Source organism: Microbacterium testaceum (assembly GCF_003075375.1).
In the GTDB taxonomy this organism is placed as follows: Bacteria; Actinomycetota; Actinomycetes; order Actinomycetales; family Microbacteriaceae; genus Microbacterium; species Microbacterium testaceum_E.
The window spans coordinates 1-12,349 of record NZ_QDFT01000033.1; the positions used below are offsets into that span (position 1 = coordinate 1).

Genomic DNA, 12,349 nt, shown 5'->3' on the forward strand with positions numbered 1-12,349 from the left:
GGCGTACTGCGTGTCGGTGTCGTCAAGATGAACATCGACACCGACACGCAGTACGCCTTCACCCGCTCGATCGCGGGATACATGCTCTCCAACTACGAGGGCGTGCTCAAGCTCGACGGAGAGGTCGGCAACAAGAAGCAGTACGACCCCCGCGCCTGGGGCAAGGTCGCCGAGTCGGCCATGGCCGTGCGCGTGGTCGAGGCCACGAAGCAGCTGGGCTCCTACGGCCAGTCGCAGAGCTGACACCCGCTCACACCTCGCGAACGCCCCGGCCCCGCGCCGGGGCGTTCGTGTTCCCGGATGCCACACCCCCGGCATCCGCGAACCTCCACCGCCGCGCCCGCCCGGCAAGCCGCGCGCAACGGCGCTCCGATGAACCCCGGCGCCCCCGGCGAGCCGTGCACAACGGCAGGCCGGCGAGACGGCACACCCCCGGCGAACCGAGCACAACGGCAGGCCGATGGGACGACACGCCGTATACCGACGTCTCCGCCCCGGCGTGTCGCGACAACTCCCGCCGTTGTGCACCGCCGGGCACGGCAGGGCACGCCCCGGGCAGCGCCGCAGCACACCGGGGCACCACCCGGAGCACACCCGGCACGACCCCCCACGGGCCCCCGCGGCTCAGCTTCGGTACATCTCCAGCACCGTCTGCGCCCCGGCCGGCGACGACAGCACCTCGATGGCATCCCCCGCCCGCACCTCGCCCGCGCGACGCACCCGCAGGTACGCGCCGAGGCGCCCCTCGTCCGAGAAGCGCTTCACCCAGCCGCGCGAGGCGGAACCGCCGACCCAGCGCGCGAACGTCGAGCACGGCGTCCGCGGCATGGTGACCTCGACCTCGACCGTGTCGCCGATGCGCCACACCTCGCCGATGCGCGCGGCGTTGACGTCGAGCCCCTCGACCCGCAGGTTCTCGCCGAACCACCCGGGGGCGAGCTCCCGCCCGAGCTGCTCCTGCCAGAACGCCGCGTCCTCGGCGGCATAGGCGTACACGGCCTTGTCGGGGCCGCCGTGGTGCTTGCGGCTGGCCTGCACGTCCGCGCGGACGCCCAGCTTGCCGACCCGCACGGCACCGTCCACCGGGCGCTTGTCGATCGCGGTCACGCCGACGGATCCGGCATCCGGGTGCAGGGTGTGGACGGCGCAGACGGCGACGAGACGGGGCATCTGACGATGCTAGAGCGTCCCGTGCCAGCGACGGATCAGGGCGTGTCGAACGACCGCCGCATCACCACGCGGTCACCCTCGAGGGTGCGGATCTCGACCGCCCCGATGTCGGCCGCGGCCAGGTCGGTCCCCGCGCTCAGCTCGGTCGTCGAGCCGGGACCGGCCCGCCAGGTCGACAGCACGCTCGTCGCACCGGCGTCGTCGGTCACGGCGAGCGCGTACGGCCAGCCGCCGGGCGGGGCGTCGAGCACCTCGCCGGTGTACTGGCAGACCAGGTCGATGCGCGTGCCCCACGGCACCGGGGTGAGCTTGACCGAGGCCTCGAGGGGCGCCCCCGCCACGTCGTCGAGGGCGTACACGGCTGCCGGCGTCTGCACGGCGGTGCCGACGGCGATCGCGCCGGGGACGGCGATGGCGACGAGCGCGACCGAGGCCGCGAGCACCCACACGGTGCGACGGCGGGCGCGACGACGGCTCGCGGCGGCGACGATCCGCTCGCGCAGGGCGGGGTCGGGCGAGGCGACGGGCGCCACCGCATCGCCGATCGCGCGGGCGCGCTCCGCCGAGAGCCGCGACAGCAGTCCCGCGGTGGGCGCCAGCTCCGCGACGTCCGCGCGACACGCGTCGCACACGGCGAGATGCCGCTCGTACTCGGCGCGGTCCGCCGCCGACAACGCTCCGAGCACGTAGGCGCCGTCCCAGCTCGAGAGACGGTCGTGTTCGTCGATCACCGGGTCACCCCTCTCTCCTGCAGCGCGAGCCGCAGTGCCCGCACCGCGTAATGCAAACGCGACTTGACGGTGCCGGCCGGGATGCCGAGCTCTTCCGCCGTCTGCGCCACGCTCCGGCCGCCGTAGTAGGCGCTGACGATCACCGCGCGATGGTCGGGTGTCAGCGTCGACAGCGCCTCTTCGACCAGCAGCGCGTCGAACATGGCGTCGGTGTCGTCGTCGCGCACCCGTTCGGGCAGCTCGTCGACGGGCAGTTCGTGGCGACGCCGCGCGCTGCGCGCCTCGTCGATGACGAGGTTGCGCGCGACGGTGTACATCCACGACCGCAGCGACGCGGGATCATCGCTCATGACCCGCGGGGTCCGCCAGGCGCGCAGCAGGGTCTCCTGCACGACGTCGTCGGCACCGGCGTGGTCGCCGGTCAGGCTGACGACGTACCGCCAGACGGGGATCGCGTGCGCGTCGTAGAGCGCCGTCAGCTGCGCGTGTTGGTCTCGCACCGCGGCATCCCCTCTCCCTCGTTCATGGAGAACACGGGATGCCGGGCCCCGCGGTTCAGTTCGGGACGGCCGCGAGCAGGCCCGACATGAACTGCGGGTCGCCGGTCAGGGCGATGGTGACGCAGACGGCGGCGATCGTGGCCGTGACCACGAACCCGACCAGGGGGACCCAGAACGCCACCCGGCCGCGGCCCAGCCGACGCCAGGTGAGGACGGCGGTCACGAGCCAGCCGACACCGTAGGCCAGTGCCGCGGCGGCGCCCCACACGTAGCCCGCCGAGAGGTTGGTGTACGAGGCCTGTGAACCCAGGATGCGGGCGGCGGACTCGGCGTAGTTCGGGAAGTCGAGCAGCTGGACGATCGTGGACACGGTCGACACGAGCCCGTAGACGAGCAGGCCGAAGGTGAGGATGCGATCCCACCGCGGACCCCGTACGAGAGGCGACGTCGCGGACGCCGGCACCGGCTCGGGTTCGGCGGCGGGCGCCGGGGCGACTCCCGCGTCGAGGGCCTCGGTCACCTCGGGTCGCTGGATGCGCGCGCGCTGCTCCTCGGGTGTGGCGTACTCGCCGTACTGGGGGCGCGGCGGCCGGCCGGTCGACGCGTCGTCAGCGCTCACGCGCGACCCCGACCGCCGAGCGCGCGGCTGTCGCGCTTGCCGGCGGCATCCTGACGCAGTTCCTTCGGCAGCGAGAACATGAGGTCCTCTTCGGCCGTGCGCACCTCTTCGACGTCGCGGTAGCCCGCGCCCGCGAGCTCTTCGAGCACCTCGGTGACGAGCACCTCGGGCACCGAGGCGCCGCTGGTGACGCCGACCGTCTCGACGCCGTCGAGCCACTCCTGCTTGACCTCGTCGACGTAGTCGACGCGGTAGGCGGCCTTGGCCCCGTGCTCGAGGGCGACCTCGACCAGTCGCACGCTGTTGGAGGAGTTCGCCGAGCCGACGACGATCACAAGGTCGGCGCCGACGGCGACCTTCTTGATCGCGACCTGGCGGTTCTGCGTGGCGTAGCAGATGTCGTCGGAGGGCGGGTCCTGCAGCTCGGGGAAGCGGAGCCGCAGGCGACGCACGGTCTCCATCGTCTCGTCGACGGACAGGGTGGTCTGCGACAGCCACACGACCTTGGAGGGGTCGCGCACCTCGACCGTGTCGGCGTGCTCGGGGGAATTGACCACCGTGACGTGCTCGGGAGCCTCGCCTGCGGTGCCCTCGACCTCTTCGTGCCCCTCGTGGCCGATCAACAGGATCTCGAAGTCGTCGCGCGCGAAGCGGACGGCCTCGCGGTGCACCTTGGTCACCAGCGGGCAGGTCGCGTCGATCGCCTGGAGTCCCCGATCGGATGCCGCGGACACGACGGCCGGAGAGACACCGTGCGCGCTGAAGACGACGTGCGACCCCGCGGGGACCTCGTCGACCTCTTCGACGAAGATGGCGCCCTTCTTCTCGAGCTCGGTGACCACGTGGATGTTGTGCACGATCTGCTTGCGAACGTAGACGGGCGCGCCGTAGCGCTCCAACGCCTTCTCCACGGCGATGACCGCGCGGTCCACTCCCGCGCAGTACCCGCGGGGCGCGGCCAACAGCACCTTCTTGCGGCCGTCGACGGGGATATCCTGGAGCCGCCCGCGACGACCCGGGATGCGGGGAACGGGCAGGTGGACGGCAGGTGAGCTCACCCCTCGATTCTACCGGGGCCGCCCTGGACACCGGCCGAACCCCCCTCCCCGGTACCATGACTCCTCTTTCCGCCACCGATCCCCGCGCGCGCCCGGCACGCGCACCCGAGCGAGCGATATGACCTCCTTCCAGCCCGAGACCGTCCCCGGTCAGGCGCCGCCCGCCGATTCGGTGCACCCGCGCGATTCGCGCACCGACGCCCCCACCTCGGTCTCGCGTCTGAACGACACGATCCGGGGCTTCATCGAGCGCTGGGGGTCGGTCTGGGTCGAGGGCGAGATCACCTCGTTCAACCGCCGGGGCGGCAACGTGTTCGGGCGCCTCAAAGACCTCGGCACCGAGTCCACGGTGGCCTTCCGCATCTGGTCGAGCACGCTCGCGCGCATGCCCAAGGACCTCAAGGTCGGCGATCACGTCGTGGCGTGCGTCAAGGCCGACTACTTCCCGCGCACCGGCGACTTCTCGTTCGCCATCTCGGCCATGCGCCACGTCGGCCTCGGCGAGCAGCTCGAACGCCTCGAGCGCTTGCGCGTGCAGCTGCGGTCCGAGGGTCTGTTCGATCCCGTCCGCAAGAAGAAGCTGCCGTTCCTGCCGCACTGCATCGGCCTGATCACCGGCGAGAACTCGGACGCCGAGAAGGACGTGCACCGCAACGCCGAGCTGCGGTGGCCCCGCGTGCGCTTCCGCACCCAGCACGCGGCCGTGCAAGGAGACCGGTGCGTCCCCGAGACCATCGCCGCCCTGAAGATCCTGGATGCCGACCCCGACGTCGACGTCATCGTCATCGCCCGCGGCGGCGGCGACCCGCAGACGCTCCTCGGCTTCAGCGACGAGCGTCTGCTGCGCGCGGTGGCCGCGGCATCCACTCCCGTCGTCAGTGCGATCGGTCACGAGAACGACCGCCCCCTGCTCGACGAGGTCGCCGACGTCCGCGCCTCCACGCCCACCGACGCCGCGAAGCGCGTGGTGCCCGACGTCAGCGAGCAGCGCGCGCTCGTGGCCCAACTGCGGGCGCGACTGACCGGGCGGCTCACCCAGCGCGTGCTGCACGACATCGCGCAGCTCGAGCAGATCCGCTCGCGTCCGGCGCTGCGCACTCCGCACACCATGCTGACCTCGCGCGCGCAGGAGCTGTGGATGCTGTCCAACCGCGGCCGCGACATCGTCGACCGCCGCCTCGAGAGCGAGAGGCGTCGTGCGAGCGAGCTCGGCGCGGGACTGCGCGCCCTGTCGCCGCTGGCGACCCTCGCCCGCGGCTACGCGATCGCGCAACTGCCCGACGGGGCGGTGGTGCGCGACGCCGCGGACGCGCCCGCGGGAACGACGCTGCGCCTGACCCTCGAGCAGGGCACGCTCGCCGCCCGCTCGGGCGGCGCGGTGGCCGACGTGGTCCCGCACGGCACCACCCCTCCTCCCCCGACCGATCCGCTCGACGACGAGGCAAGGGACGGCGGCGTCCCCACCGACGCCGCCTAGAATGGATGCCATGACCGCGACGACCCCCGGCCCTGCCGTCGACGTCGCCTCCCTCTCTTTCGAGCAGGCTCGCGACGAGCTCGTGCGCGTCGTCGCCGAGCTCGAACAGGGCGCACCGACGCTCGAAGAGTCGCTGGCCCTCTGGGAGCGCGGCGAGAAGCTGTACGCCCGCTGCGAAGAATGGCTCCTGGGCGCCAAGCGGCGCCTCGACGCCGCCCGCGGCGACGGAGACGACGACTGATGGCCCGCGTCGTCGCCCATCTCGGGCGCCCCGAGACCCCGCAAGAGACCGCCGACCGCAAGGCCGAGGCCTCGGCTCGGTACCGCTCGAGCAAGACGTTCCGCAACCTCATCGCCGCACTGCTGGCGACCGTGGGCGTCGTGCTCGTCGTGATCGCCGCCGTTCCCCGCGGCGAGCCGGTCCCCCAGCCGCAGCCCGACGTCCGCGCCCTCGCCGCCGAACTCGAGGCCGACCGCGGGCGCCCCGTCCTCGCCCCCGCCCTCGACGAGGGATGGCGCGTCAATCAGGCCGGCACCGAGGGCGTCGGCGGCACCGAGGCGTGGACGATGGTCTACGTGCGCTCCGGCGAACCCGGGTTCCTGCGCGTCGCGCAGGGGTTCGACACGGGCGACGCATGGGTGGCCCAGGTCCTCGACGGCACCCGCAGCGCCGAGACGACCGAGATCGACGGCATCACGTGGAACGTGTACCGTCCGTCCAACCCGTCGGGCACCGGCAACATCGACTACGCCCTGGCCACCCCGGCGGGTCCCGACTACGTCCTCGTCTACGGAGACGCCTCCCCCGACACCGCGGCCCTCGCCGCGGCATCCGTCACGTCCCAGATCGAGCAGTTGAGAGAGGTCCCGTGAGCGAGCGCATGACCCCCCGTCAGGTGTGGCAGCAGATGGTGGAGGGCAACAAGCGCTTCATCGCGGGCGAGCCCGCCCACCCCCGTCAAGACGTCGAGCGTCGCGCCGAGCTCGCCAGCTCGCAGCACCCGACCGCGGCGCTGTTCGGGTGCTCCGATTCGCGCCTGGCGGCCGAGATCATCTTCGACGAGGGCCTGGGCGACCTCTTCGTCGTGCGCAACGCCGGACAGGTCGTCTCGGACTCGGTCCTCGGCAGCCTCGAATACGCCGTCGGCGTCCTCGAGGTGCCCCTCATCGTCGTGCTCGCGCACGACGCGTGCGGCGCGGTCGGCGCCGCGATCGACAGCACGGGCCCCGACGCCCCGACGCTGCCCGCCTACATCTGGCGCCAGATCGCCCCCATCGTGCCAGCGGTACGCCGCGTGCAGCGCGACCACGCCGTCGACGGGCACTCCCCCGCCCACGTCGACCCCGAGCTCGTGGGCCGCGAGCACCTGCGGCACACGGTCGGCGAGCTGCTGCGCGCGTCCGAGCTGATCAGCGAGGCCGTGGCCGAGGGCCGCACGGCCGTCGTCGGTGCCAATTACCGTCTCGACGAGGGAGAAGCCTTCCCCGTCGTCATCGTGGGCGACGTGGACGATCCGCGCGTCTCGCACAACTGAACGAAACGAACCTGGAGGAACGACGACGTGACCGACATCGAGTACCGCATCGAGCACGACACCATGGGCGAGGTGCGCGTGCCCAAGGACGCCCTCTACGCCGCGCAGACCCAGCGCGCCGTGGAGAACTTCCCGATCTCGGGCAAGGGGCTCGAGTCGACGCAGATCGCCGCGCTCGCCCGCATCAAGAAGGCCGCCGCCCTCGCCAACAAGGAGCTCGGCACGCTCGACGGCTCCATCGCGGACGCCATCGCCCAGGCCGCCGACCAGGTCGTCACCGGCACCCACGACGCGCACTTCCCCGTGGACACCTACCAGACCGGTAGCGGCACCTCGTCGAACATGAACATGAACGAGGTGCTGGCGACCCTGGCCACCGGCATCCTGGGATCGACGGTCCACCCCAACGACCACGTCAACGCCTCGCAGTCGTCGAACGACGTCTTCCCGACCTCGGTGCACATCGCCGTCACCCAGGCCCTCATCACCGACCTGATCCCCGCGCTCGAGCACCTCTCGACGGCCCTCGAGACCAAGGCCGACGCGTGGAAGGGCATCGTCAAGTCGGGTCGCACCCACCTGATGGATGCCACCCCGGTCACCCTCGGTCAGGAGTTCGGCGGCTACGCCCGTCAGATGCGCCTCGGCATCGAGCGCGTGCAGGCGGTCCTCCCCCGCGTCGGCGAGGTCCCCCTCGGCGGAACCGCGGTGGGCACGGGCATCAACACCCCCCTCGGCTTCCCGCAGAAGGTCATCGAGCTGCTCGCCGCCGAGACCGAGCTGCCGATCACCGAGGCGAAGGACCACTTCGAGGCCCAGGCCAACCGCGACGGGCTGGTCGAGGCATCCGGAGCCCTGCGCACCATCGCGGTGTCGCTGACCAAGATCAACAACGACATCCGCTGGATGGGCTCGGGCCCCAACACGGGTCTGGGCGAGCTGCACATCCCCGACCTGCAGCCCGGCTCCTCGATCATGCCGGGCAAGGTCAACCCCGTCGTGCCCGAGGCCACCCTGATGGTGTGCGCGCGGGTCATCGGTAACGACGCGACCGTCGCGTGGGCCGGCGCCTCGGGCTCGTTCGAGCTGAACGTCGCCATCCCCGTCATGGGCACGGCGCTGCTGGAGTCGATCCGCCTGCTCTCGAACGCGATGCGCGTCCTGGCCGACAAGACGATCGACGGCCTCGAGGCCAACACCGCGCGCGCCGAGGCGTTCGCCGGTATGTCGCCGTCCATCGTCACCCCGCTCAACAAGGTCATCGGCTACGAGGCTGCGGCGAAGATCGCCAAGCACTCCGTCGCCAAGGGCATCACCGTGCGCGAGGCCGTCATCGACCTCGGCTACGTCGAGCGCGGCGAGATCACCGAAGAGGTGCTCGACGCCAAGCTCGACCTGCTGTCGATGACGCACGCCGGCTGACCCCCGCTGGCAGAACACGACGCCGAGGCGCGCCATAATCAGAGCATGAGCCGCGCGACGAGATCCGTCTCGACGCGCGTGCGACTGCTCGGCGCGATCCTCGGCGTCGTGCTTCTCGGCATGATCCTCGCGGGGGGCGTCACGTTCCTCGTCCAGAGCGACCGGGTGATGGCCAATGCCCAGCGTCAGCTCGAGGGCTTCGTCTCGACCGTGTCGGTCAGCGACCAGGATGCCGCTGAGCTCGTCCGTTCCGCCGTCCCGGGCCGCACCGACGGCACCCTCGCCCTCGACGGCGCACGGGTCCTGGCCGCCACGCCCTCTCCGCCCGGGCTGGCCCTCGCGGACGACGACGGCCTGGTCACCGCCCTCGCCGCCGCGATCGCGGAAGGCCGGTCGACGGGGCGCCTCGACAGCGTGCACGGTCCGGTCCTGTTCGCCGCCGTGCCCGCCTCCGGGGGCTCGGTCGTCCAGGTGATCTCCCTCGACCAGCGGATGGAACTGGTGAGCCTGTCGACGGTGACCTACGCCGCCACCGCCCTCGGCGTGCTGGTGCTGGTGGGTGTGGCCGGCTGGTTCGTCACCGGGCGCCTGTTCTCGCCGCTGCGGCGCCTGCGCGACACCACCGACGCCATCACCATCGACGACCTCGGCACCCGGCTGCGCGCCCACGGCAACGACGAGATCTCCGACCTCACCACCTCGGTCAACTCGATGCTGGACCGCCTGGCGATGTCGGTCGAGGCGCAGCGCCAACTGCTCGACGACGTGCGGCACGAGCTCAAGACCCCCATCACGATCGTCCGCGGTCACCTCGAGATGATGGACCCGGCCGATCCGCACGACGTCTCCGAGACCCGCGACCTCGGCATCGCCGAGCTCGACCGCCTCTCGCGCCTGGTCGACGACATCGACGCGCTGGCCGACGTCGAGACGGGGGCCCTGTCGTCCGCGGTGATCGACGTCGGTCCGCTCACCGACCGGGTCGCCGAGCTGGCCGGCGCGATCCCCGGTCACGCGTGGAGCGTCGAGACCCGCGCGCGGGTGCGCATCCGCGGCGACGCCGACCGTCTCGTCCAGGCCTGGCTGCAGCTGGCCGACAACGCCGCCAAGTACACCCCCGCCGGTATGCCGATCGAGATCGGCAGCACCGCCGACGACAAGACCGCCCGGCTGTGGGTGCGCGATCACGGTCCCGGCATCCCTCCCGCTTCCCGACACCGCGTCTTCCGGCGCTTCGATCGCCTGTCCACCCGACGGGGCGTCGAGGGCTCGGGTCTCGGCCTGTCCATCGTGGATGCCATCGCCAAGGCGCACGACGGTCACTGCTCCGTGAGCGAGACCCCCGGGGGCGGGGCCACGGTCACGCTGCACGTCCCGGTCACCGGCGCCCCCGCGGCCGGAGAACTCCCGACGCCGGTGCGTGCCGGCGACGTCGTCCTGCAGAGAGAGGCCACCGGATGACCCGCATCCTCATCGCGGAGGACGAGGACCGCATCTCGTCCTTCGTCGCGAAGGGCCTCGAGTCCGCCGGCTACCAGACCCTGGTGATCGACGACGGCGCCGAGGCGCTCGACCGCGCGCTGTCGGGCGATGTCGACCTGCTGCTGCTCGATGTCGGTCTGCCCTCCCTCGACGGTTTCGAGGTGCTGCGGAGCCTCCGCGGGCAGGGGTCGACGCTGCCGGTGATCATGCTGACGGCGCGCACGAGCACGCGCGACACGGTCGACGGACTCGACGCCGGGGCGAACGACTACGTCGCCAAGCCGTTCAAGTTCGACGAGCTCCTCGCCCGGGTGCGCTCCCGCCTGCGCGAACCGGTGACGACCAGCTCGATGTCGATCGCCCACGGCGACGTGACCCTCGACGTCCTCGCCCGCCGGGCGACGGTGGGCAGCCGAGAGGTCGATCTGAGCGCGCGCGAGTTCGCACTGGCCGAGGAGTTCGTTAGGCACGCGGGTCAGGTGCTGAGCCGCGAGCAGCTGCTGAGCCGCGTCTGGGGCATGGACTTCGACCCCTCGTCGAACGTGGTCGACGTGTACGTGCGGTATCTGCGCGCCAAGCTGGGGCCGGCGCACATCGTCACCGTGCGCGGCGCCGGCTACCGCTGGGAGTAGCGGCTTTCCCACAACCCGAAAACCCCCGGCGGGGGAACCGGGGGTTTCAGGAGAGGCGTCCGGTGGTCTTCCGACTCACCCGAAGAGCGGTGACCTGCGCGTGACGTTCTCGTTGTGTTTCCTTTGGGGGGAACCGCCGAGGCGGTGGCGAGGTCTCCCTCGCCGACTCCTTCACTCTGACAAGTCTTCGTGAGAATCCGGGGAGCCGAAGATGAGAAACCTCTCATCTGAGTCCCGCGGCCATTGAGACCGCGTCTCATCGCGACACGCGAAGGGCCGGGATGCCGCGGCATCCCGGCCCTCTGCACCACCGTCAGGACAGCTCGCCGGCCTCCAGCAGCTCGGTCACCAGGGCGGCGATGGCGGAGCGCTCGGACCGGGTCAGGGTGACGTGGCCGAAGAGCCCGTGCCCCTTCAGCGTCTCGATCACCGAGGCGACCCCGTCGTGCCGGCCGACGCGCAGGTTGTCCCGCTGTCCGACGTCGTGGGTGAGCACCACGCGCGAGTTCTGACCGATGCGGCTCAGCACCGTCAGCAGCACGTTGCGCTCGAGGGACTGCGCCTCGTCGACGATGACGAAGGCGTCGTGCAGGGAACGGCCGCGGATGTGCGTGAGCGGCAGCACCTCGAGCAGGCCCCGGGCGAGCACCTCTTCGAGCACGTTGCCCGAGACGACCGACCCGAGCGTGTCGAACACCGCCTGGCCCCACGGCCCCATCTTCTCGGCCTGGTCGCCGGGCAGGTAGCCGAGCTCCTGCCCCCCGACGGCGAACAGGGGGCGGAACACGATGATCTTCTTCTGCTGCTGACGCTCCAGCACGGCCTCCAGCGCGGCGCACAGGGCGAGGGCCGACTTGCCGGTTCCGGCGCGTCCGCCGAGCGAGACGATGCCCACCTCGGGGTCCAGCAGCAGGTCGAGGGCGATGCGCTGCTCGGCGGAACGGCCGTGCAGGCCGAAGGCGTCGCGGTCGCCGCGCACCAGGCGGTACTCCCCCTTGCCCGTGACGCGCCCGAGGGCGGATCCGCGCTCCGAGTGGATGACGAGTCCGGTGTTGACGGGCAGGCCCCGCACCGCGTCGCTCACCCCGACCTCGGTCTCGTAGAGGTCCGAGATCTCGTCCCCCGACAGGTCGATCGAGGCGATGCCGGTCCAGCCCGAGTCCATGGCCTGCTCGGCCAGGTACTCCTCGGTCGCCAGGCCCAGCGAGGCGGCCTTGACGCGCATGGGCAGATCCTTCGACACCACGGTGACCTCGGCGCCGTCGCGGGCGAGGTTCATCGCGACCGCGAGGATGCGGCTGTCGTTTCCTCCGGTGCGCATGCCCGAGGGCAGCACCGAGGGGTCGGTGTTGTTCAGCTCGACGCGCAGTGTGCCGTCCTCGCCGACGGGCACGGGGAAGTCGAGGCGCCCGTGCTCGATGCGCAGCTCGTCGAGGTGCCGCAGGGCCTGTCGGGCGAAGTAGCCGATCTCGGGGTCGTGCCGTTTTCCCTCGAGCTCCATGATCACCACGACGGGGATCACCACCGAGTTCTCCGCGAAGCGGAAGAAGGCCCGCGGATCGCTCAGCAGGACGGAGGTGTCCAGGACATACGTGCGCAGGGCCTGATCGGCGCCCGCTTCGGACTCGGTGCTCTCGACGACGCGACGCTGGTCGTACGGTGCTCGTGCAGTCACAACCCACTCCCGACCCGGGTGCAGCACCCGGTTGTCACGAGTCGACCT

At 71.5% G+C, this 12,349-nt stretch carries 14 protein-coding genes; 8 read left to right on the top strand and 6 right to left on the bottom strand.

What is annotated here, in order from left to right; genetic code table 11:
* On the top strand, positions 1 to 243 hold a 243-nt coding region (locus DC432_RS12250), incomplete at its 5' end, for a class II fructose-bisphosphate aldolase (protein ID WP_207770818.1).
* 381 nt (positions 244 to 624) lie between these two features.
* Here DC432_RS12250 and DC432_RS12255 read toward each other — a convergent pair.
* Genes DC432_RS12255 through DC432_RS12275 form a run of 5 tightly spaced genes read right to left on the bottom strand, consistent with a single transcriptional unit; the run spans position 625 to position 4,078 of the window.
* Positions 625 to 1,170: an MOSC domain-containing protein gene (locus DC432_RS12255; RefSeq protein ID WP_116538134.1), complete on the bottom strand. Its 546-nt coding sequence runs from the start codon at positions 1,168 to 1,170 to the stop codon at positions 625 to 627.
* Positions 1,171 to 1,205: 35 nt separating this feature from the next.
* Positions 1,206 to 1,901 (bottom strand): zf-HC2 domain-containing protein, encoded by a 696-nt coding sequence (locus tag DC432_RS12260; RefSeq protein ID WP_116538135.1) that lies wholly within the window; start codon positions 1,899 to 1,901, stop codon positions 1,206 to 1,208.
* Positions 1,898 to 2,401, bottom strand: coding sequence for a sigma-70 family RNA polymerase sigma factor (locus tag DC432_RS12265; protein WP_116538136.1), 504 nt, complete (start codon positions 2,399 to 2,401; stop codon positions 1,898 to 1,900). Before DC432_RS12265 ends, DC432_RS12260 begins: the two co-directional genes overlap by 4 nt.
* A 55-nt stretch (positions 2,402 to 2,456) precedes the next feature.
* Positions 2,457 to 3,020: a DUF6264 family protein gene (locus DC432_RS12270; RefSeq protein ID WP_116538137.1), complete on the bottom strand. Its 564-nt coding sequence runs from the start codon at positions 3,018 to 3,020 to the stop codon at positions 2,457 to 2,459.
* Complete coding sequence (locus tag DC432_RS12275) at positions 3,017 to 4,078, bottom strand: 4-hydroxy-3-methylbut-2-enyl diphosphate reductase (RefSeq protein WP_181373650.1); 1,062 nt, start codon at positions 4,076 to 4,078, stop codon at positions 3,017 to 3,019. The genes DC432_RS12270 and DC432_RS12275 overlap by 4 nt, the downstream gene beginning before the upstream one ends.
* A gap of 118 nt (positions 4,079 to 4,196) precedes the next feature.
* Between DC432_RS12275 and xseA the strand changes: the two genes are divergently transcribed.
* The 7 genes from xseA to DC432_RS12310 are packed head-to-tail and all read left to right on the top strand — an operon-like array spanning position 4,197 to position 10,626.
* Positions 4,197 to 5,555 carry an exodeoxyribonuclease VII large subunit gene (gene xseA / locus DC432_RS12280; protein ID WP_116538138.1) on the top strand — a complete coding sequence of 453 codons (1,359 nt, stop codon included), beginning with the start codon at positions 4,197 to 4,199 and terminating at the stop codon, positions 5,553 to 5,555.
* Between the two features lie 10 nt (positions 5,556 to 5,565).
* Positions 5,566 to 5,796, top strand: a complete 231-nt coding sequence (locus tag DC432_RS12285; RefSeq protein ID WP_181373649.1) for an exodeoxyribonuclease VII small subunit — start codon at positions 5,566 to 5,568, stop codon at positions 5,794 to 5,796.
* A complete protein-coding gene (locus tag DC432_RS12290; RefSeq protein ID WP_116538139.1) occupies positions 5,796 to 6,428 on the top strand; it encodes a DUF4245 family protein in 633 nt (210 codons plus the stop codon). The genes DC432_RS12285 and DC432_RS12290 overlap by 1 nt, the downstream gene beginning before the upstream one ends.
* Entirely contained in the window at positions 6,425 to 7,090 is a 666-nt protein-coding gene (locus DC432_RS12295; protein WP_420196540.1) for a carbonic anhydrase, read from the top strand. Before DC432_RS12290 ends, DC432_RS12295 begins: the two co-directional genes overlap by 4 nt.
* A 27-nt stretch (positions 7,091 to 7,117) precedes the next feature.
* Positions 7,118 to 8,512: a class II fumarate hydratase gene (locus DC432_RS12300; RefSeq protein ID WP_116538140.1), complete on the top strand. Its 1,395-nt coding sequence runs from the start codon at positions 7,118 to 7,120 to the stop codon at positions 8,510 to 8,512.
* Positions 8,513 to 8,557: 45 nt separating this feature from the next.
* Positions 8,558 to 9,973 carry a sensor histidine kinase gene (locus DC432_RS12305; RefSeq protein WP_116538141.1) on the top strand — a complete coding sequence of 472 codons (1,416 nt, stop codon included), beginning with the start codon at positions 8,558 to 8,560 and terminating at the stop codon, positions 9,971 to 9,973.
* The gene (locus DC432_RS12310; protein ID WP_108318567.1) at positions 9,970 to 10,626 is read left to right on the top strand and encodes a response regulator transcription factor; all 657 of its coding nucleotides are present in this window, start codon (positions 9,970 to 9,972) and stop codon (positions 10,624 to 10,626) included. The genes DC432_RS12305 and DC432_RS12310 overlap by 4 nt, the downstream gene beginning before the upstream one ends.
* Before the next feature lie 313 nt (positions 10,627 to 10,939).
* Here the strand turns inward: DC432_RS12310 and DC432_RS12315 are convergent, their stop codons facing one another.
* Positions 10,940 to 12,301, bottom strand: a complete 1,362-nt coding sequence (locus DC432_RS12315) for a PhoH family protein (RefSeq protein WP_116538142.1) — start codon at positions 12,299 to 12,301, stop codon at positions 10,940 to 10,942.
* Positions 12,302 to 12,349 lie beyond the last annotated feature (48 nt).

Bases quoted from the DNA above. Each gene is read 5' to 3' on its own strand.
- DC432_RS12290 (WP_116538139.1), top strand. From the start codon at position 5,796: ATGGCCCGCGTCGTCGCCCATCTCGGGCGCCCCGAGACCCCGCAAGAG.
- DC432_RS12285 (WP_181373649.1), top strand. From the start codon at position 5,566: ATGACCGCGACGACCCCCGGCCCTGCCGTCGACGTCGCCTCCCTCTCT.
- DC432_RS12255 (WP_116538134.1), bottom strand. From the start codon at position 1,170: ATGCCCCGTCTCGTCGCCGTCTGCGCCGTCCACACCCTGCACCCGGAT.
- DC432_RS12310 (WP_108318567.1), top strand. From the start codon at position 9,970: ATGACCCGCATCCTCATCGCGGAGGACGAGGACCGCATCTCGTCCTTC.
- DC432_RS12305 (WP_116538141.1), top strand. From the start codon at position 8,558: ATGAGCCGCGCGACGAGATCCGTCTCGACGCGCGTGCGACTGCTCGGC.
- xseA (WP_116538138.1), top strand. From the start codon at position 4,197: ATGACCTCCTTCCAGCCCGAGACCGTCCCCGGTCAGGCGCCGCCCGCC.